This window comes from Acidithiobacillus sulfurivorans, assembly GCF_018853815.1.
GTDB classification, from domain to species: domain Bacteria; phylum Pseudomonadota; class Gammaproteobacteria; order Acidithiobacillales; family Acidithiobacillaceae; genus Acidithiobacillus; species Acidithiobacillus sulfurivorans.
This window is the reverse complement of record NZ_JAAOMP010000036.1, coordinates 87,071-106,813: the sequence shown is the minus strand read 5'-3', so window position 1 is coordinate 106,813 and position 19,743 is coordinate 87,071. Positions and strand designations below refer to the sequence as shown.

At 54.3% G+C, this 19,743-nt stretch carries 20 protein-coding genes; all 20 read right to left on the bottom strand.

The annotated features are described in order from the left end of the window. Positions 1-44: 44 nt before the first annotated feature. The 20 genes from glmU to HAP95_RS04085 all read right to left on the bottom strand — a co-directional run bounded on the left by glmU (position 45) and on the right by HAP95_RS04085 (position 19,743). Positions 45-1,418: a bifunctional UDP-N-acetylglucosamine diphosphorylase/glucosamine-1-phosphate N-acetyltransferase GlmU gene (glmU, locus tag HAP95_RS04180; protein ID WP_215883122.1), complete on the bottom strand. Its 1,374-nt coding sequence runs from the start codon at positions 1,416-1,418 to the stop codon at positions 45-47. A 102-nt stretch (positions 1,419-1,520) separates the two neighbouring features. Next, positions 1,521-1,946, bottom strand: coding sequence for a F0F1 ATP synthase subunit epsilon (locus HAP95_RS04175; protein WP_215883091.1), 426 nt, complete (start codon positions 1,944-1,946; stop codon positions 1,521-1,523). Positions 1,947-1,949: 3 nt separating this feature from the next. After that, complete coding sequence (gene atpD, locus HAP95_RS04170) at positions 1,950-3,359, bottom strand: F0F1 ATP synthase subunit beta (protein WP_215883090.1); 1,410 nt, start codon at positions 3,357-3,359, stop codon at positions 1,950-1,952. Positions 3,360-3,400: 41 nt separating this feature from the next. Continuing rightward, complete coding sequence (gene atpG, locus HAP95_RS04165) at positions 3,401-4,267, bottom strand: F0F1 ATP synthase subunit gamma (RefSeq protein ID WP_215883089.1); 867 nt, start codon at positions 4,265-4,267, stop codon at positions 3,401-3,403. A gap of 9 nt (positions 4,268-4,276) precedes the next feature. Beyond that, entirely contained in the window at positions 4,277-5,821 is a 1,545-nt protein-coding gene (atpA, locus tag HAP95_RS04160) for a F0F1 ATP synthase subunit alpha (RefSeq protein WP_215883088.1), read from the bottom strand. An 18-nt stretch (positions 5,822-5,839) separates the two neighbouring features. Further along, the gene (locus HAP95_RS04155) at positions 5,840-6,379 is read right to left on the bottom strand and encodes a F0F1 ATP synthase subunit delta (protein WP_215883087.1); all 540 of its coding nucleotides are present in this window, start codon (positions 6,377-6,379) and stop codon (positions 5,840-5,842) included. Between the two features lie 9 nt (positions 6,380-6,388). Further along, entirely contained in the window at positions 6,389-6,868 is a 480-nt protein-coding gene (gene atpF, locus HAP95_RS04150; protein ID WP_193650292.1) for a F0F1 ATP synthase subunit B, read from the bottom strand. Between the two features lie 42 nt (positions 6,869-6,910). Further along, positions 6,911-7,165 (bottom strand): F0F1 ATP synthase subunit C, encoded by a 255-nt coding sequence (atpE, locus tag HAP95_RS04145; protein WP_009561114.1) that lies wholly within the window; start codon positions 7,163-7,165, stop codon positions 6,911-6,913. A 46-nt stretch (positions 7,166-7,211) separates the two neighbouring features. Continuing rightward, positions 7,212-7,961, bottom strand: coding sequence for a F0F1 ATP synthase subunit A (gene atpB, locus HAP95_RS04140; protein WP_215883086.1), 750 nt, complete (start codon positions 7,959-7,961; stop codon positions 7,212-7,214). Between the two features lie 2 nt (positions 7,962-7,963). Then, positions 7,964-8,362 (bottom strand): hypothetical protein, encoded by a 399-nt coding sequence (locus HAP95_RS04135; RefSeq protein ID WP_226831060.1) that lies wholly within the window; start codon positions 8,360-8,362, stop codon positions 7,964-7,966. A gap of 63 nt (positions 8,363-8,425) precedes the next feature. Continuing rightward, the gene (locus HAP95_RS04130) at positions 8,426-9,274 is read right to left on the bottom strand and encodes a ParB/RepB/Spo0J family partition protein (protein ID WP_215883085.1); all 849 of its coding nucleotides are present in this window, start codon (positions 9,272-9,274) and stop codon (positions 8,426-8,428) included. Next, on the bottom strand, positions 9,271-10,032 hold the full coding sequence (locus HAP95_RS04125) for a ParA family protein (RefSeq protein WP_215883084.1): 762 nt from the start codon (positions 10,030-10,032) through the stop codon (positions 9,271-9,273). Before HAP95_RS04125 ends, HAP95_RS04130 begins: the two co-directional genes overlap by 4 nt. Before the next feature lie 65 nt (positions 10,033-10,097). Then, positions 10,098-10,760 carry a 16S rRNA (guanine(527)-N(7))-methyltransferase RsmG gene (gene rsmG / locus HAP95_RS04120; protein ID WP_215883083.1) on the bottom strand — a complete coding sequence of 221 codons (663 nt, stop codon included), beginning with the start codon at positions 10,758-10,760 and terminating at the stop codon, positions 10,098-10,100. Further along, positions 10,760-12,634 (bottom strand): tRNA uridine-5-carboxymethylaminomethyl(34) synthesis enzyme MnmG, encoded by a 1,875-nt coding sequence (mnmG, locus tag HAP95_RS04115; RefSeq protein WP_215883082.1) that lies wholly within the window; start codon positions 12,632-12,634, stop codon positions 10,760-10,762. The genes rsmG and mnmG overlap by 1 nt, the downstream gene beginning before the upstream one ends. An 86-nt stretch (positions 12,635-12,720) precedes the next feature. Beyond that, on the bottom strand, positions 12,721-12,963 hold the full coding sequence (locus tag HAP95_RS04110) for a DUF5615 family PIN-like protein (RefSeq protein ID WP_215883081.1): 243 nt from the start codon (positions 12,961-12,963) through the stop codon (positions 12,721-12,723). Positions 12,964-13,122: 159 nt separating this feature from the next. Beyond that, complete coding sequence (locus tag HAP95_RS04105; RefSeq protein ID WP_215883080.1) at positions 13,123-16,221, bottom strand: HsdR family type I site-specific deoxyribonuclease; 3,099 nt, start codon at positions 16,219-16,221, stop codon at positions 13,123-13,125. After that, positions 16,218-16,448 (bottom strand): putative DNA binding domain-containing protein, encoded by a 231-nt coding sequence (locus HAP95_RS04100; RefSeq protein WP_215883079.1) that lies wholly within the window; start codon positions 16,446-16,448, stop codon positions 16,218-16,220. Before HAP95_RS04100 ends, HAP95_RS04105 begins: the two co-directional genes overlap by 4 nt. Then, positions 16,438-17,445, bottom strand: a complete 1,008-nt coding sequence (locus HAP95_RS04095; protein WP_215883078.1) for a virulence RhuM family protein/type II toxin-antitoxin system death-on-curing family toxin — start codon at positions 17,443-17,445, stop codon at positions 16,438-16,440. Before HAP95_RS04095 ends, HAP95_RS04100 begins: the two co-directional genes overlap by 11 nt. Then, entirely contained in the window at positions 17,435-18,688 is a 1,254-nt protein-coding gene (locus HAP95_RS04090) for a restriction endonuclease subunit S (protein WP_215883077.1), read from the bottom strand. Before HAP95_RS04090 ends, HAP95_RS04095 begins: the two co-directional genes overlap by 11 nt. 14 nt (positions 18,689-18,702) lie before the next feature. Then, positions 18,703-19,743: a PDDEXK nuclease domain-containing protein gene (locus HAP95_RS04085; protein WP_215883076.1), complete on the bottom strand. Its 1,041-nt coding sequence runs from the start codon at positions 19,741-19,743 to the stop codon at positions 18,703-18,705.

Below are 19,743 nucleotides of genomic sequence, written 5' to 3'. Positions count from 1 at the left end.
CGCGGCAGTCCGCCCCTTTCGCCAGGAACGGGCACCTGCTGCCGTCAGGTTTCCTTGATCTTCCGCTGCGGCCGCTGCCAATCCGCTATGGAACGCTGGGGACTGCGGCTGAGGGTCAGGCCACCGGCGGGCACATCCTTGGTGATAGTGCTCCCGGCACCAATAGTCGCGCCGTCACCCACACTGACCGGCGCAATCAACTGCGTCGCAGAACCAACAAACACATCATTGCCGATCACGGTCTTGTGCTTGTTTACGCCATCATAATTGCAGGTGATGCTCCCTGCGCCCACATTCACTCCGGAACCGATTTCCGAGTCACCAATATAGGTCAGATGATTAGCCTTGGAACCATTGCCAATGGTCGAGGCTTTCACTTCCACATAATTACCGATATGTGCCGCCACGCCAATATCACTGCCCGGACGAACTCTGGCGAAGGGTCCGATACGCGCACTCGCGCCTATACGTGCGCCTTCGAGTACACTGTAGGGCAGAACTTCTGCATCATCCCCAATTTCCACATCCTGAAGAACCACGCCCATTCCGATGCGCACCCGATGCCCCAGACGCACCTTGCCGATACACAGAACATTGGGGTCCATCCAGCAATCCTGACCGCATTCCAGAGTGCCGCGAATATCCACACGCTCCGGATCCGCCAGGCGTAGCCCCTGAACCTGCAAATGACGCACCTGCCGTCGCTGGTAAATTCTCTCCAGCGTCGCAAGCTGAACCGGGTCATTAACGCCCAGGGCTTCGCTGGCATCGCTAAAAGTAAAAGGCCAGACTTCGTGATGACTACTCCGGGCTGCCGCAACCACATCCGTCAAATACAGCTCGCCTTGGGCATTATTGGCAGACAAATCGGATAACCAATGCGGCAGCGAAGCCACCGGTAATATCATCACGCCCAGATTCACCTCCTGGATAGCATGCTCTGTAGTGCTGCAGTCTTTCTGTTCGCGAATGGCCTGCACCTGGCCTTGGGCGTCGCGGACAATGCGACCGTAACCCTGCGCTTGTTCAATAATAGCGGTACTCAGTCCCAGCGCGTTTTGCGGAGTTTTTGCCAAAAATGCGCGCAAGGTATCGGCAGTCAGCAAGGGAACATCCCCGTACAACACCAGCACCCGGTCAGCACCCTGCAGACCGGGTACAGCCGCTTTCAGGGCATCGCCGGTGCCACGCTGCTCGTGCTGATGCCACCACTGCAGCGGCCAGTTGCTGAAATGCTTTTGCACCAACTCAGATCCATTGCCAATCACCACATGCAATTGTCGCGGCTGCAAGCTCTGCGCCGTATCCAGAACATGCTCCAGTAAAGGCTTGCCCCCCAAAGCCTGCAACACCTTGGGCTGAGCAGAACGCATGCGGGTACCCTGACCGGCCGCCAACACGACAATATCGGTAATCACCTGATCCATGATCTCTTCCTCAAAACGCACAAACCCCAGTCACCATGAGCGACCGGGGTTTATGAAACCTGCCCAAAGACAGGAGCATCGCTGCTTTCGAAACTAGCGCAGCAGGCCTTGCTCGCGCAAGCGCTGAACCGCTTTCAAACGGGCAATTTGAGCCAATAGTTCACCCTGGGCTGCAGCATAATCCATCTGATCCAGATTACTGGCCAGACGCGCCTCCGCAGCCTGTTTGGCGGCAAGCGCCTTGGCTTCGTCAATATCCGTAGCCCGTTCTGCCGAATCCGCCAGAACCGTTACCACGTCTGGCTGGATTTCGAGCATGCCGCCGTTTACGAACAAATATTCGGTGTTTTCACCGTTAATAATCCGTAACTCGCCGGGACGTAATCCAGTCAGCAAGGGGGCGTGGCGAGGCAAAATACCCAACTCGCCCATTTCACCGGGGGCCACCACCATCGTGGCAACGCCTTCGTAAATACTCCCTTCAGCACTGACGACCCGCACATCAATGGTCATGGCCATACTTTATCCCTGTTGCAGCTTTTGCGCCTTGGCAATCGCTTCATCAATAGTACCTACCATGTAAAAAGCCTGTTCCGGCAGATGATCATATTCACCGGCAACAATGGCCTTGAACCCGCGAATGGTATCTTTCAGTGAAGCATAAGTACCGGGGCTACCGGTAAATACTTCGGCCACGAAGAAGGGCTGGGACAGGAAGCGCTGAATTTTACGGGCGCGCGAGACCAGCAACTTGTCATCTTCGGAAAGTTCATCCATACCCAGAATGGCAATGATGTCCTGCAATTCCTTGTAGCGCTGCAGGGTCTTCTGACAGGCACGTGCCACATCATAGTGTTCCTGACCGACAATAGCCGGATCCAGCTGACGACTGAAGGAATCCAGAGGATCCAGGGCGGGGTAAATACCCAGTTCGGCAATCTGACGGGACAACACCACCGTTGCGTCCAAGTGGGCAAAGGTCGTGGCCGGTGACGGATCGGTGAGATCGTCGGCAGGCACATAAACCGCCTGTACCGAGGTAATGGAACCCACCTTGGTAGAGGTGATGCGTTCTTGCAACTTGCCCATTTCTTCAGCCAGCGTCGGCTGATAACCCACTGCCGAAGGCATACGTCCGAGCAGGGCGGATACTTCAGTACCCGCCAGGGTGTAACGGAAGATGTTATCAATGAACATCAGAATATCGCGGCCTTCATCACGGAAATGTTCCGCCATGGTCAAACCAGTCAGACCGACGCGCAAACGGTTGCCGGGTGGCTCATTCATCTGGCCGTAGCACAGCGCCACCTTGTCGAGCACACCGGAATCCGTCATTTCGTGATAGAAGTCATTACCTTCACGGGTTCTTTCACCCACACCGGCAAACACGGAATAACCGGTATGCTCAATGGCGATATTGCGGATCAATTCCATCATGAGCACGGTTTTACCGACACCTGCACCACCGAAGAGACCGACCTTACCGCCCTTGGCGAAAGGACAGACCAGATCAATAACCTTGATGCCGGTTTCCAGCACTTCCGTGCTGGCCGCCAGTTCATCAAAGTTGGGGGCGGGGCGGTGAATGGCTTTGCGCTCTTCCGTCTGTACCGGACCCTTACCATCGACGGGATCGCCCAAGACGTCCATGATCCGTCCCAAAGTACCGTGACCAACGGGTACCATGATGGGGGCACCCGTACGGGCAACCGCCAGACCACGCTTCAGACCTTCGCTGGGGCCCATGGCAATACCGCGCGCCACGCCGTCACCCAACTGTGCCTGAATTTCAATGGTGAGATTTTTTTCCGTGATGACCACGGCTTCCATGATCTCCGGGACCTGCCCGCGAGGAAAGGCGACATCGATCACCGGTCCGATCACCTGGACAATGTGGCCGACGGCATTATCTTTAGCTACCGCTTCGCTCATGATTTAACCCTCAAAAAATCCAAAAATGCTGTGCTTAATCGTCAAACCGCCGCCGCACCGGCGCTGATTTCGGCGATTTCCTGTGTAATGGCTGCCTGACGGGCCTTGTTGTAAGCCAACTGCAGATCGCCCACCATCCGTTTGGCGTTGTCCGAGGCATTTTTCATGGCCACCATCCGCGCGCTTTGCTCGCAGGCCAGATGCTCAATGACCGCCTGATAAACGACAGACTCCACATAGCGATGCATCAGCTTGTCGAGAACCGGGCGAGCCTCAGGCTCATAAATGTAATCCCACATCTCCGCCGGTTTTTCGACAGGCACTTCCGGCTTGGCCACGGGCAACAACTGCTCCAGAGTGGCGCGTTGCAGCATGGTGTTGACGAAGCGGGAAGAGACCATATAAACCACATCGACCTCACCCTTGGCGTAAGCATCGGCCATGGCCTTGATCGGTCCGATCATGTCCGCAAGATTGGGCTTGTCGCCCAGTCCATTCAGTTCAGCAACCAGATGCGCGCCATGCCGGCGCAAAAAACCCAGCCCCTTGTTCCCCATGACTGCGAGATCAGAACTGACGCCCTGTTCGTGCAGGTCGTGCATTTTATGCACAACCTGCCGAAGCACATTGACATTCAACGCGCCGCAGAGCCCACGATCCGTGGTAATAACCAGAAATCCCACCCTCTTGATGGGCCGAACCTGCATCAAAGGATGTTCATACTCCGGGTGTGCCAGCGCCAGATGGCCCAGTACCTCACGAATTTTCTCCGCATAGGGCCGGGCAGCGCGCATCCGTTCCTGCGCGCGTCGCATCTTGCTTGCAGCCACCATTTCCATGGCGCGGGTGATCTTGCGCGTATTTTTTACGCTCTTGATCTGACCGCGAATTTCCTTGGCATTGGCCATGCTGCTCTCCTAGTACGTCGAACTGGACTTGAACTGCTTGACTGCTGCGTCGAGCTGTTTTTTAAAGTCATCGGTGAGCTCTTTTTTCTCTTCGAGCCCAACCATCAGGTCCTTGTTATTGCTGTGCAGATAAGCCAGCAAGGCCTTCTCAAAAGGCCGCACCTTGGCCACTTCCACGTCATCCAGTGCACCGCTGCTGGCGGCGAACAGGGCAACGGCCTGTTCTGCGACCGACATGGGTGAGAACTGATCCTGTTTCAGCAGTTCAGTAACCCGCTTGCCCCGTTCAATTTGTTTGCGGGTAATTTCATCCAGATCAGAAGCAAACTGGGCGAAAGCCGCCAGTTCACGATACTGCGCCAGATCCAGACGAATACCACCACCCAACTTCTTGATGATCTTGGTCTGGGCAGCACCACCGACGCGCGATACGGACAAGCCGGCGTTAATGGCGGGGCGAATACCGGAGTTGAACAAATCGGTTTCGAGATAAATCTGGCCGTCGGTGATGGAAATCACGTTGGTCGGCACGAAGGCAGAAACGTCACCGGCCTGAGTTTCAATGATGGGCAACGCGGTCAATGAACCGGTCTTGCCCTTCACTTCGCCATGGGTGAATTTTTCCACAAAATCCGCGTTGACGCGTGCGGCGCGTTCCAGCAAACGGGAATGCAGGTAGAACACATCGCCCGGATACGCTTCGCGACCCGGAGGACGCCGCAGCAACAGGGAAATCTGCCGGTAGGCCCAGGCCTGCTTGGTCAGATCGTCATACACAATCAATGCGTCCATGCCGCGATCGCGGAAGAACTCACCCATCGTGCAGCCGGAATAAGGCGCCAGATACTGCATGGCCGCAGATTCGGAAGCGTTGGCGGCGATGACCGTGGTGTATTCCATAGCGCCATATTCTTCCAGCTTACGCACCACTCCGGCTACGGTTGAAGCCTTCTGGCCCACCGCAACGTAAATGCAGTAAACACCCTTGCCTTTCTGATTGATGATGGCATCCACTGCCACCGCCGTCTTACCGGTCTGGCGGTCACCAATGATCAGTTCGCGCTGTCCGCGTCCCACCGGTACCATGGCATCAATGGATTTGACGCCGGTCTGCATGGGCTCATCCACACTTTGACGATCCACCACGCCGGGCGCGATTTTTTCGAGAACGTCAAATTCCTTGGCATCTACCGGGCCTTTGCCATCAATGGGCTGTCCCAGGGCATTGACCACACGACCCAGCAATTCCTTGCCGATAGGAACCTGCATGACCTTGCCGGTGCATTTAACAATGCCACCTTCTTCAAGACCAGAGAATTCTCCCAGCACCACGGCGCCGACATTGTCCTGCTCCAGATTCATGGCCAGCGCGAAGCGCCCGCTGGGGAGTTCGAGCATTTCGCCGTACATGACGTCTTCCAGACCGTGAATGCGCAGGATACCGTCGCTCAGGCTGATGATAGTGCCCTGGGAGCGCGTCTCGACACGGCCTTCAAAGCCAGCGATGCGTGCGCGGATCAGGTCACTGATTTCCGATGGATTCAGTTGTTGCATACTTTGTTCCTCAAGACTTTAGCTGCGAAGGGTTCGGGCAAGTTGCTGCACTTGTCCACGCACGGAAGCATCTATGGTGAGATCACCCGTATGAATTACGAGACCGCCAATCAGCGAGGCATCTACCGACTCACGAAAAGCGACTTTGCGACCGCTGAAACGCTGTTCCAGCGCCGCCTGAACCGAGCTTTTCTGCTGCGCGTCCATAGCCACCGCACTGGTCACCAGAACGTCGACAATGCCTTCGTCATGGCGCAGAGCCTCAGCAAAGAGGACGGCAATTTCTGCTGCCGCTGCCCAGCGATCGTTATGCACCAGAAGAGTCAGAAAGGCCTGCCAGCCCGACTGTTCCAGCGTGACGGGAGCGGCGGCAAGCAAGGCCACCTTGTCCGTTTCCGGGCGTTCAGGGTCACTCAAAAATGCTTGTGCCTGGTCGTCTGCAACCATGGCGGTGAGCACCTGTAAAGCGTCTGCCCAAGCCTGTTGCTGACCAGACTCTTTGGCCAGCCCGTAAAGCGCCTCGGCGTAGGGTCGCGCCACCGTGATCAGATCTGCCATTTCAGATCCTCACAGTTGGCCGACCATACGGTCGATGATGTCGCGATGGGCGTTCTGATCAATTTCACGATGCAGAATACGCTGGGTGCCGTCGACCACCAGCTCCACCACCTGACCACGCAGAACTTCACGAGCCCGGTTGGTTTCCACATCAATTTCCGCACGGGCTCCGGCAATAATCCGGTCTGCTTCCTCGCGGGCCTTGACCTGAGCTTCTTCACGCAGCTCCACACCACGACGCTCGGCGTTGGCAATAATCTCTGCCGCTTTGTCCTTGGCCTCCCGCAGCATTTCTGCAGCGCGTTTCTGGGCCAGGGCCATTTCTTCCTTACCACGTTCAGCAGCGGCGAGACCGTCAGCGATTTTCGCGCGGCGGGCGTCCATTACTTTACGCAGGGGACCATACATATACTTGTACAACAACGCCACCAAAATGACGAAGGTGATCAGCTGTATGATCAGTGTTCCATTGATACCTACTGGATTCATGACTACCTCACTTGCAAGAGGGCCGGATCAACCGGGCCCGCATCAGCCCAGGAACGGGTTGGCGAAGAGGAACCAGAAACCGAAGGCCAGAATGATGAAGGGGAAAGATTCCATCAAACCGGCAAAAATGAAGGTATTCACCAACAACTGGGGACGCATTTCGGGTTGACGGGTAATGCCTTCAATGGTCTTGGAGGTAATCAGACCCCAACCAATGGCGGAACCCAGACCAGCGGCGCCAAAAATAATACCCACAGCAATGGCTGTAGCAGCTACGATAATGGTGTGTGCGTCCATGATAACTCCTTACAAGTGTCGCAAAAGTGAAATATAAAAAACTTTATTAATGATCCTGCATATTCGCCATGCCGAGGTAAACCACGGTCAACACGGTGAAAATAAACGCCTGCAGGATAATGATCAAACTTTCAAACAGGGACCAGACCGTACCCATCACCAGCTCGCCCCACCAGGGCAGCATGGCCAGCAGCAGGAATACCAGTTCGCCCGCAAACATGTTGCCGAACAGTCGCAGGCCCAGGCTTAACGGCTTGGTGATTTCTTCGATCAGGGACATGATGATGTTCATCGGTGCCAGCCAAATACCGAAGGGATGGGTCAGGTAGGTCTTGAAGTATCCGAAACCCTTCACCCGCAAATTGGTGGCAATCATCACCAGAAACACCGTGATGGAAACGCCCAGGGTAGTGTTCAGGTTCACGGTAGGGGTTACCCGAAATTCCGAAATTCCGAACCAGTGCGCAATAATGCTGGGCAAATAGGCGGGGATAACATCCAGGCTGTTCATCAGCAGGATCCACAAAAATACTGTGATAGCCATGGGTGCAATCAAGGGGTCCTTGACCGGGAAACTGCCCTGGACCAGATCATCAATAAAATCGACGACGCCTTCCAGCCAGTTCTGCATGCCGCTGGGGGTGCTGGTCTGCAATTTTGCTCCGACTACCATGCCGGTAATGACCAGAATGGCAGCCATGATCCAGCCCATGACAATGGTGTCCAGATCAAACGTCCAGAAACCGGAACCGATGGTCCAGTTGACGAGATGATGGGCGATATCGCCTGAAGCCACACTTAACTCCTTTGCCTGATACGTTCCCGCATCAGAAATGCCAAAAATACGAAATGGGCCAGCAAAAATCCGGCAACCAACCCGATAACAGGCAGATGCAACCAGAAAATTGCCAAGATGAGACCCAGAATGGTTATGATCCAGCGCTGCAACACCGCCCCACCCAGCCGCCGTGCGGCAAGATGCGTAGAAGCGGGGAGCGCGATCAGGCGACCACCCAGGATGAGCATGTTGATTACGCTCAAAAATGCCGCAAAAAGCAGTGCGTAGGCTTCTTGTCGTCCCCAGAGCCATGCCAGCAAGGCAGCCAGAAACAGGGCCAACGTCAATACCGTCGCAGTGACTCGCCCCACGTAGGACGAGAAGTTCACCATGCCCATTTGTTTTTCTTGCTCTTTCAATGGGCAAAACTCAAATACAGGCGGAGTCTAAACACGCAGATGCCCAGCGTCAAGAGTGATCCATCAGCTTTCGTCGTCATTGAGCGATACGCCCAGACGTTTCAGGAGCATGGCCTCTTGCTCCGGGTTTTCCCAGCGAATGCGCAGTTCCCCCCCCTGGCCACGGGAGCGCAAATCCACACCAAGTCCCAGACTGGATTGAATCAGTGCTATGAGAGCGGCGGTGTTGGGATCCGGTTCCGGCAGGGGTCCTGGCGGATTCAGGTCTTTTTGAGCCAGCTTTTCAGTGGCGCGGACACTCAGGTTTTCCTGGACCACCTTTTCTGCCAGAACCTGTTGCCGCTCGTCACTGAGGGTCAACAACGCGCGGGCATGCCCTGCACTTAAGGCACCACTTTCCACGTGCGGATGCAACGCGGGACAAAGGCGCAAGAGCCGGAGCTGGTTACTGATTGCCGCCCGCGAACGGCCCAGCGTTCCGGCCAGCGCTTCGTGGCTGAGGCCAAACTCATCCAGCAAGCGCTGCAGCGCCTGGGCTTCTTCCAGCGGATTCAGATCCTGACGCTGTATATTTTCGATGATGCCAATGGCCAGGGCCTGCTCATCGCCACAATCGCGGACTACTGCAGGTATTTGGATTAAACCCGCCAGTTGTGCGGCACGCCAGCGGCGCTCGCCAGCAATAATTTCATAGCGACCCCCCCCCACGGCGCGCACCACGATGGGTTGCACCACCCCCTGATGGCGTATGGACTCCGCCAATTCCTGCAGGGATGATTCCGCAATGATTCCGCGCGGTTGATAACGACCGCGCTGGAGCAGATCGACCGGGATCTCCCGCATGGAACCGGTACCCGAATCTTCATTGGCAAACAGTGCATCGAGACCTCGACCCAAACCCACTCGCTTCATTTTATCCCCTCCCGTTGCAGGAATTCTTTGGCCAAACCCTGATAGGCCAGGGAACCCGCGCAGGAAGGATCGTATTCCAGGGCAGCGCGGCCAAAGCTGGGGGCTTCGGCAAGGCGAATATTCCGGGGGATAATCGTTTGATAAAGCTTATCCGGAAAATGCCGCTCCAACTCCTGACCCACCTCCGAGGAAAGACGGTTGCGGTTGTCGAACATGGTCCGCAATAGCCCATCTACTTCCAGATGGGGGTTCAGCTGGGCACGCACCCGCCGGACAGTATTCAGCAACTGCGTGAGGCCTTCCAGGGCATAATATTCACATTGCATGGGAATCAGCACACGGTTTGCCGCTACCAGGGCATTGATGGTCAGCATATTCAGGGCCGGCGGGCAATCAATGAGGGCATAATCAAAGTCCGACGCCTCAGCCAAAGCTCTTTTCAGATGCTGCTCACGATCCGCGCGCGGGTAGATTTCCACTTCGGCTCCGGCCAGATCGGGGCTGGAGGGTGCGAGAAAAAGTCCAGTCGGAGATACTTCATGCAGCACTGCACGGAGGGGTAATTCCCCCAGCAACACGTGATAAATACTGCCCGCCGCATTACCTACCTGGCCCAACCCGGTGCTGGCATTGGCTTGCGGATCCAGATCAACCAGCAGCACCCGCTTGCCCGTCTGGACAAGTCCGGCAGCCAGATTGACGGCAGTCGTGGTTTTTCCCACACCACCTTTCTGATTAGCAACAGCAACGATGCGCATGTTTCGGGGTGATTTCCCAGAGTAGTCTACAATCGGGCAAGAATACCCTGTCAGCTCGCGGGGGGCTAGGGCATCTGCACAGGATTCGTCCAAATCAAGAGCTTGCGCAGCGGCGAACCCGGCACCTGCAGGTCATGACAGCGAAGCTCCAGCGAAGCCGCGCGTGGCCAATCGGCCAGTTCTTCTTCGACACCAGGCCCCTTTAGGGCCAGTACCCTACTCTGCGGAACCTGCAGATGGATGGTCATTGCATCCAGGCGCGCGAGGGGAGCGGTGGCGCGACTGATGAGGATGTCCGGCAACTTTTCGGGCTGGTATTTTTCGCTGGTCGTGGGGACCACCTGCACATGGCTCAGACCGAGCTCGGCCAGCACACTGCGCAAAAAAGCCACGCGCTTGCTGGCGGGCTCCACCAGCGTAAAGGCCTGAGCGGGTCGGCAAATGGCCAAGGGGATTCCCGGCAAACCCGCACCACTGCCAATATCTGCCACCCGCCCGGCATCCAGAAAAGGCAGCACGGCAAGACTATCCAGCAGATGACGGGAGATCATTTCGAGCGGGTCGCGCACGGCGGTCAGATTGTGGGTGGCGTTCCAACGCTGGAGGAGTAACACATACTGAATCAGCAACTGGCGCTGATCGGGATGCACGGAATCCAGTTGCATGACCGCAAGCCCGGCGTCCAGGGCCTCGGCCAGCTGTTCTGGCAGGGCAGACGCGGACGACATCAGCCTGCCTGCAGCAAGCTGCGGCGTTTCACGTGAATCAACAACAGCGATACGGCTGCCGGGGTGACGCCCGGAATGCGACTGGCCAGACCAATGGTTTGCGGACGCTGGCGACTCAGACGTTGCATGACTTCCGTGGACAACCCGCGCAGCGAAGCATAATCCATGTCCTCAGGAATGGTCATGCCCTCCCAGCGGACGGCACGCTCAATTTCGTCCTGCTGCCTGGCAATGTAACCCGAATATTTGCACTCGATTTCCAACTGTTCGCTGACGCGTGGGTCCGTACAAACTGATATGTCCAGAGCCGTCGTCAGACTGGCGTAATCCCAATCCGGGCGACGCAACAACTCCAGCGCTGTCACGTCCCGGTTCAGGGCCTGGCCCACATGCGCGGCAACCCGCTCCGCTGCTGCGTCTTCGGGACGAATGCGCAAACTCTGGAAACGCTCGCGCTCGGCTTCGAGATCATCCTGTTTGTGGCTGAAGGCTGCCCAGCGCGCCTCATCCACCAACCCCAGTTCGCGACCCTGCGGGGTCAGGCGCATATCGGCATTATCTTCACGCAATTGCAGGCGATACTCGGCGCGACTGGTAAACATCCGATAGGGTTCATCCAGCCCCCGGGTAACCAGATCGTCCACCATTACTCCCAAATACGCCTCATGACGCCCCGGCACCCAGGCAGCCTGTGACCGCGCCCGGCGTGCGGCATTGAGGCCCGCCAGCAGGCCCTGCGCGGCGGCTTCTTCATAGCCGGTGGTACCATTAATCTGACCGGCACAAAAAAGTCCGGGCAGACGCTGACTTTCCAGACTGGCGTGTAAATCACGCGGATCGAGAAAATCGTATTCAATGGCGTAACCGGGACGCAGCAAGACAGCATTTTCCAGACCGCGCATGCTCCGCACCAAATCCACCTGCACGGGAAAAGGCAGACTGGTGGAAATGCCGTTGGGATAGACTTCGTGCGTATCCAGTCCTTCAGGTTCAAGAAATATCTGGTGCGAGGTTTTTTCGGCAAAGCGCACAACCTTGTCCTCAATGGAAGGACAATAGCGCGGCCCGACGGACTGAATATGCCCGCCATACATGGCCGACTGGTGCAAATTGGCGGCAATAATTTCATGGGTGCGCGCATTGGTATGGGTGATATGGCAAGCGCGCTGGGGCACATCTACCTGCCGAGTCATGAAGGAAAAGGCGGGGAGTGGATTATCACCGGGCTGGGCTTCGAGCACGCTATAGTCGATGCTGCGTCCATCAATGCGGGGCGGCGTGCCGGTTTTCAGACGGGCAACCGGAAAAGCCATTTCCCGCAGGCGCAGGGACAGGGCGTTGGATGGCGGATCGCCTGCCCGTCCGGCCGCATAATTCTGATCACCCATGTGCACGCGCCCACCGAGGAAGGTCCCGGTAGTCAAAATCACCTGACCTGCACGCAACTCCAGCCCGGTTTCTGTCCGCACACCCGCCAGACGATCATTTTCCATTAACAAGTCGCCGGCCATCCCCTGAAACAATTGCAAATTGGGAATATTTTCCAGAAGACGACGTACCGCGCGTTTATACAAACTGCGGTCGGCCTGGGCGCGGGTCGCCCGCACCGCCGGCCCCTTGCTGGCGTTCAGGGTCCGAAACTGGATACCCGCCTGATCAATGGCCAGGGCCATGATACCCCCCAGAGCGTCAATTTCCTTGACCAGATGCCCTTTGCCAATACCGCCAATGGCCGGATTACAGGACATCTGCCCAATGGTATCGAGATTCTGGGTCAGGAGCAGGGTGCGCACCCCCAAACGGGCTGCGGCAGCGGCAGCCTCGGTGCCAGCATGGCCACCACCGACGACAATGACATCAAATTCGTTTTGCATCCGCTGATTATCCGCGCCTGGGGGTGGTTTTTGCAATATCCAGGCACATAGGCTTCTTACGCAACAGTGAGCGGGTAGGCTCCCATTCATTTCAACATGTTTGCTTTAGGTCTACTGTTAGGCACCCTCAGTACAATGATGTGTAGCCCCACGAAATCAATCAGGTGCTGATGATAAGCCATATTCTGATCAATGGTCACAAACACATCAAAATGTGCTTTGGCAAGAGCAAGTAACACCTTATCCTTCGTTCCACTCCAGCCCAGCTCATAGACAGTGGCTGAATCCAGCGGCAGCAGTTCTCTATTATTAACGACTTTGGAATGCACTCATCAAGCAGCAACTTCATTGTTGCTCGTAATTTCCGCGCGCAATGCCTCCAGAAGACCTACAGCCGCTCTCGATGTAGTCCAGCAAGGTGCCGGCAGACACTAAGCGAACCCCATCGAAACTATCACATCGCATTCAGAGGTTCACGTATTTTGCGCTTAAACCTGCCCGCCCACGCCTTTGAACTTCTCGACAAAGGCCGCGATTTTCTGGAACACGCTCTGCTTTTTACACAGGTACTGAGGATTCAACGGGCTCATTTTGGGCAGCAGGGCATTGAGTTCGGTGCCATTATCGCTGGCAAACTCCCGTTTCAGGGAAACGCTGATAAAGCGTCGCGCGGCTTCGACATTGAGGTTTTCGTCAGCGATAAGCGCATCGGCTTCGCGCCGCTGTTCGCCCTGGGCAAAGGTAAAAAACGCCTCAATCAGGCTGGTTTTGTCACCAAGCTGATCCAGATCGGTTTGATTGATGAAATCCACCAAGAGCGTTTCTTTGGCACGATTTCCGAGGCTGGCACGGATGACCCGGCGCACATCTTCCACCAGGGCCACCTTGTCTTTGATTTTTTTGTTGTTCTCAAAAATCAGCTCGAGAATATAATCCAGATTGATTTCCTGAGATTTGAGCAAATCCACCTCAAACACCACGTCATCCCAATCGATGCTGGACTCTGCTTTTTCCGAAGCGGATTTTTCCCGCCGCAACCAATCGCGCACATCATTGTAGGTAGAACGGTAGTCCTGGGTTTTTCGTTCGGAAGGAATTTGAATTGCCTGTAACGCAGGCAGTTCCTCATCCGTCACATAATACTTGGCCTTGAAGGCCTCAAGGGCTGCGGGGTCATCCATATCGACACTTTGCAAAGCTTTCAGGCTGGCGAATTCGTCAAAGTTTTGCAGCACATTTTCCACGCGTAAAAATTCGCCAAACAACTTCACAAAGGCTTTTTTGTCCGATTCTTTTTCAATGGCAACAGGATCAGGAAAACGCTGCTCCAGTTCTTTCACCACATCCACAAAGCCGCGCCGCGCTTCGCCAGTGACCACATCGGTAAAACCTTCCATGTATTCCCTGAAGCTTTTTTCGAGCACGACATTTTTGGTGTTTTTGTCCCCAAACAGGGTGATGGCGTCGATAGTCGCCTGCTCGAGATTGCGGAAGGTGATGATATTACCAAAAGTTTTGGTCGCATCATAAATGCGGTTGGTGCGTGAGTAAGCCTGAATCAAGCCGTGATAACGCAGGTTTTTATCGACAAACAAGGTGTTAAGTGTCGGCGCATCAAAACCAGTCAGAAACATGCCCACCACAATCAGCAGATCAATTTCCTTAGCCTTCACCTGCTTGGCCAAATCGCGGTAGTAGTTCTGAAAACCGTCGCTGTCCAACCTGAAACTGGTTTTGAACAGCGCATTATAGTCGGCAATTGCTGCCGCCAAAAACTCCTTGGCGCTGCTGTTCATGGCCGAAACATCAAAGCTTTCATCGATAATATCGCCCACGGCGTCTTGTTCTTCGTTGGCGGCAAAGGAGAAAATGGTGGCGACCTTCAAGGGTTTTTCGCGGTCTTTTTGCAAGGTTTTAAAGGACTCATAATACCACTTGGCGGCATCTACGCTGCTGACGGCCAGCATGGCGTTAAAGCCTTTGCCACCGGCCTGCAAACGATGGGTTTTTTGCCGGAAGTTATTCAGAATATATTGGGTAATTTCGCGGATACGGTCGGGGTGCAACAAGGCCTGGCGGTTTTCGGCGGCACTGAGTTTTTTTGTATCCTGCTCGGCTTCCAGCGAATTGAACTGCGGACGGACATCGTTGTAATCCACCTTGAACTTCAGCACTTTTTCGTCGCGGATAGCATCGGTAATCACATAAGCATGCAGCTCGCGGCCAAACACGCTGGCCGTGGTATCGGCTCCCAGGGCGTTTTGCGGAAAAATGGGGGTGCCGGTAAAACCGAACTGATAGAACCTTCTGAACCGTTTTTTCAGGTTTTTCTGGGCTTCGCCAAACTGGCTGCGATGGCATTCATCAAAAATAAACACCACCTGCTGGTTATACACCGGCAGGTCATTTTCGCTTTTGATCAGCCTGTTGAGCTTCTGGATGGTGGTAACGATGATTTTGTTATCATTTATGTCCAGATTGCGTTTGAGCCCGGCGGTGCTATCCGAGCCATTGACACTATCGGGCGAAAATCGCTGATATTCCTTCATGGTCTGGTAATCCAGATCCTTGCGGTCCACCACAAAAAATACCTTGTCGATAAAATCCAGCTCGGTGGCCAGACGCGCCGCCTTAAAACTGGTCAGGGTTTTGCCGGAACCGGTGGTATGCCAGACATAACCGCCACTTTCCGTGCTGCGCCAGTTCTTGGCCTGATACGCACTGTTGATTTTCCACATAATGCGTTCGGTGGCGGCAATCTGGTAAGGACGCATCACCAGCAGGGTATTGTTTACGTCAAATACCGAATAATGCAGGAGCACATGAAGCAGTGTGTTTTTCTGAAAGAAGGTAGCCGTAAAGTCCTTCAGGTCTTTGATCAGGCTGTTATCCGCCTTTGCCCAGTTCATGGTGAAATCGAAGCTGTTTTTATTGCGCTGGGTGGTGTTGGCAAAGTAGCGGGTGTCCGTACCATTGGAAATCACAAAGAGTTGCAGATACTTGAACAGGGAATGCGCGCTGTTGAAGCTCTCCTTACTGTAGCGATGCACCTGATTAAAGGCCTCGCGGATGGCCACCCCGCGCTTTTTCAGCTCTACCTGTACCAGCGGCAGGCCGTTGACCAGAATGGTCACATCGTAGCGGTTGGCATGGCTGCCGGATTGCTCAAACTGATTGATGACCTGCACCTTGTTGCGGGCGATATTTTTTTTATCCAGCAGGTAAATGTTCTGGATATGGCCATCGTCAAACACAAAATCGTGAATATAGTCATCGTGAATTTTGCGGGTTTTGTCCACGATGCTGTCGCTGGGTTTGTCCAGCCAGGTTTCCACAAAACGCAACCATTCACCCTCCAGAAACTCCAGGTTATTCAGTGCCTGCATCTGCATGCGCAGATTGGCGAGCATTGCCTCGGGATGATTCAGGCCGGGCAGGTATTCATAGCCCTGATTAGTCAAATCCTGAATCAGTTCGCGTTCCAGGTCCCCTTCGCTCTGGTAGCTATCGGCCACCTTCCAGTCCTGGTTGTATTGATCCAGAACAATGAAGTTTTTGGATTCGGCAATGGTTTTGTAGTCTGTCACAGCTGTACCTCCCAATGGCCGGTTTTATCCGAACCGACGCGTTTAATTTTTCCCGCTTGCTGCAATTTGGCTAACGCCCGGCCAATGGTACGTAGGTCCTTACCCATCAGTTCAGCGCGCTGCTGACGTGTCCGCAGCGGGTTATTCGCCAGTAACACCAGAATCGCCTCGGGGGTTTTGGGCTCACGACTGGTAATGGTAATGGTGAAAGGCGGTTTATAGGGCATTGCCGTCCTCTTTCAGCAAAATAAAATGCTCGATCAAGTGAATCATCAGCGACTTTTGCGCCGGCTCGCTTTCGGCCACCAACAGCGCCAGCGCCACCAGCGTGTTGTCGTTAATCAATCGCTCCACGGGCTTGGCCAATAAATGCTGATTACGGCGCAAATACCATAAAAACAAAAATGAACCGCTGCGCTTATTACCATCGGCCAACGGGTGATTTTTAATCACAAAATATAGCAAGTGCGCGGCGCGGCTCGCCACATTCGGATAAAACAGTTCGTCCCCATAACCCTGCTCGATGGTCGCAATCGCCGATTCAAGGCCGTTGCCGCGCAACTGACCAAATAATTCCGTGGCTTCGCCCTTGGTGATCAGTGCTTTTTTTAATTCATGGATGGCGCTTAACGCCTCATCCAGATTCAGCGCCTGCATGGCCGATTGTTTACTGTTCAGCTCCCCCAGACTTTGTTCATCGTAGCCCTGCAATAAGCTCCAGCTACGCGCATAGTCGCCAATCACCGAAAGTACCGCCGCGCCCTCAGCATTCACCAACTGCTGGTTGCCGAGGGTTTGCGTTAAAAGCGCCATCGCCTGCTCAAATTCGATACCACGCTCATGCAAACGGCGTTGATTGAGGGTGTAACCCTGCACCAAATGCTGTTTGAGGGTGCGGGTCGCCCAGATACGAAATTGGGTGGCGCGGCTGGAGTTAACGCGATATCCCACCGAAATAATGGCATCGAGATTGTACTGTTTGGTTTTGTAGTTTTGGCCATGGTAAGCCATATGTTCCAAAATGGAACAGGTGGTATCTTCGGACAACTCCCCCATTTTATAAACATTACTTAAATGTTTGGTAATGGCGGGTCGCTTGGTGCCGAATAAATCCGCCATTTGTGCTTGCGACAGCCAAACAGTGTCTTGGTCAAAGGCCACCTTCAGCTCAAGCTGACCATCGTCGGATTGGTAGATTTGAATTTGTGTGTTTTCATGATTCATGGGCATTCTCCAAAGGGTTTTTCGCTATTGCTTGAACGGGCCTGGTGAAATGGAGGAGTAGATCACGGTAATACGCGTACTGTTTTTGACGCAGCTCGATTTCGCGGGGCAAGCCTTCGGTGAGGGAGGTGGTTAGGGTGTCGAATTTGTCGAGAATGGCGACAATGCGGGCTTGTTCGGCAAGTGATTTTTCCGGGTCATCGGGATATGGAACAGGGATGGCGATTTTTGAATAACCGTTGATCAGTAATGTATTGACCTTGGTACTCGCTACATACTTTGCTTTCTCGGCAATGAATGAGGCTGCTTGCATGCAGTAGGAAACGAATTTCGGATTCATTGAATGGCGAAAAGCATAGCAATGGTCGTGAATGGCGACTTTTTCATCGCCGAGCCAAGCCACGGCTTTGCCAACATCCTCGACGGTTTCTCCTACGTCCGTTATTACGACATCGCCAGGTTCCGCATAGCGGAGCGAGTCAGCCATATCGCTTCTCACCTGAGAAAGCGCACGGGTCGTAAAAACGCCGTATCGAGTGTATATCTCGCCGTAATGGATAACGCTGACGCCGTCTTTCACATAATCGGCTTTGGTAAAGCGTTTGCCGCGAATGAATTCACCAATCTTCCCCAAGGCCTTCCACTCCACTTCCCCATCTTCAAAACTCAACAACTGGTCGCGATAGTAGTTGTATTGTTTTTTGCGGGCGGTCAGCTCGGTGGTCAGCTCGGTGGTCAGCTCGGTGAAGGTGTCCAGAATGCGAACGATTTCGGCCTGGATTTCCAGCGATTTTTTTGGGTTTTCCGGGCAGGGGATGGGGATTTCAAACTTGTCCGTATCGGGCGTTGCAATCTGCGGCATTTGCATTTTACTGCCAATACCTTGAAAGTACCGTTCATTCAGTTTCAAAAAGTGACAAACATACCTGACATGGATATAGTCATTATTTGAATGGTAGGACCACATTTCATTTTTGTGGGAAAAAGGCTTATCGTAATACTCGAATTCAATAACGCCACGAGATTTGACGATAATAGAAGGCTCTCTATTAATATCTTTCGTAGGTATGTCATCAAAATCTACAAATGCAACAGTCCTGCCACCAGCAAAGATTTTTAGTGGCGCATCTTCTTTGTGTAACTCTTTCATCCGACCAGCGGTAATCGTTGTTCCCTTGGCACGAACAAGAACTTTCCCCAGCGGTTTCCATTCCACCTCCGCTCCATCCAGCAGTTTTTCCAAAAAGTCCAGGTTCCTCACTGGCCTTCTCCCTGCAATTCACGCTCTATCTGTTCAATACTGGGCAGGTTGGTTTTGAGGTTTTCGGGGAGGGATTCTACGAGTTTGTATTCCGCTATGCCCATCGGTTGGGTTTTGTCGCCCAGGGCGTATTCGGCCACCACCTTGTTTTTGCTTTTGCACAGCAGCAGGCCGATGGTGGGGTTATCGAGTTCATGCTTGATCTGTTTGTCCACCGCTGTCATGTAAAAACCCAATTGCCCCAGATGCTCGGGCTTAAATTTACCGGCTTTGAGTTCAATCACGACATAGCAGCGCAATTTGAGGTGATAAAAAAGCAGGTCAATAAAGAATTCATCGCCGCCTACATCCAGCAACACCTGCCGCCCCACAAAGGCAAAGCCTGCGCCTAATTCCAGCAGAAATTGGGTAATGTGCTTGACCAGCGCCGATTCAATTTCGCGTTCGTCGGCCTCTTTGCCCACATCGAGAAAATCGAACAGGTAGGGGTCTTTGAGCGATTCCCGCGCTAAATCACTACCCGGCGAGGGCAGGCGTTCGGCAAAGTTGGTAACCGCTTTGCCGGTACGTTCAAGAAGCCGGGTTTCAATGTGGATATTCAGCACATTGCGCGACCAACCATGTTCGATGGTGGCCTGGGCATAGGCCAGACGCTGTTCCGGTTGCTTCAGTCGGGTCAGCAATACCAGATTATGTCCCCAAGGCAATTGTCCAACAGCCTGTTGGACAATTTGCTCGTCTGGCCAGGCCTCGGCAAAGGCACGCATATACATGAGGTTGGCGCGGGAGAAGCCCTTCATCTCGGGAAAAGCGTTGCGCAGATCGTGCGCCAGTTGCTCAATCACTTTTGCGCCCCAGCCTTGTTCAGCTTGCCGGTGCAAAATATCGCGGCCAATCTGCCAATACAGTAAAACCAGCTCGCGGTTGACGGCGAGCGTGGCGCGCTGTTGGGCTTGGTGAATGCGTGTTTTCAGCTCGCTCAGCCAAGTGCCGTAGCCTTCGGGGCGCTCGGTCAGCGTGATGAGCTTATCCGTCAT

Coding starts and splice junctions, on each gene's coding strand:
- HAP95_RS04175 (WP_215883091.1), bottom strand. CDS start 1,946: ATGGCCATGACCATTGATGTGCGGGTCGTCAGTGCTGAAGGGAGTATT.
- atpD (WP_215883090.1), bottom strand. CDS start 3,359: ATGAGCGAAGCGGTAGCTAAAGATAATGCCGTCGGCCACATTGTCCAG.
- atpG (WP_215883089.1), bottom strand. CDS start 4,267: ATGGCCAATGCCAAGGAAATTCGCGGTCAGATCAAGAGCGTAAAAAAT.
- atpA (WP_215883088.1), bottom strand. CDS start 5,821: ATGCAACAACTGAATCCATCGGAAATCAGTGACCTGATCCGCGCACGC.
- HAP95_RS04155 (WP_215883087.1), bottom strand. CDS start 6,379: ATGGCAGATCTGATCACGGTGGCGCGACCCTACGCCGAGGCGCTTTAC.
- atpF (WP_193650292.1), bottom strand. CDS start 6,868: ATGAATCCAGTAGGTATCAATGGAACACTGATCATACAGCTGATCACC.
- atpE (WP_009561114.1), bottom strand. CDS start 7,165: ATGGACGCACACACCATTATCGTAGCTGCTACAGCCATTGCTGTGGGT.
- HAP95_RS04130 (WP_215883085.1), bottom strand. CDS start 9,274: ATGAAGCGAGTGGGTTTGGGTCGAGGTCTCGATGCACTGTTTGCCAAT.
- HAP95_RS04125 (WP_215883084.1), bottom strand. CDS start 10,032: ATGCGCATCGTTGCTGTTGCTAATCAGAAAGGTGGTGTGGGAAAAACC.
- rsmG (WP_215883083.1), bottom strand. CDS start 10,760: ATGTCGTCCGCGTCTGCCCTGCCAGAACAGCTGGCCGAGGCCCTGGAC.
- mnmG (WP_215883082.1), bottom strand. CDS start 12,634: ATGCAAAACGAATTTGATGTCATTGTCGTCGGTGGTGGCCATGCTGGC.
- HAP95_RS04100 (WP_215883079.1), bottom strand. CDS start 16,448: ATGCCCTATAAACCGCCTTTCACCATTACCATTACCAGTCGTGAGCCC.
- HAP95_RS04095 (WP_215883078.1), bottom strand. CDS start 17,445: ATGAATCATGAAAACACACAAATTCAAATCTACCAATCCGACGATGGT.
- HAP95_RS04085 (WP_215883076.1), bottom strand. CDS start 19,743: ATGACGGATAAGCTCATCACGCTGACCGAGCGCCCCGAAGGCTACGGC.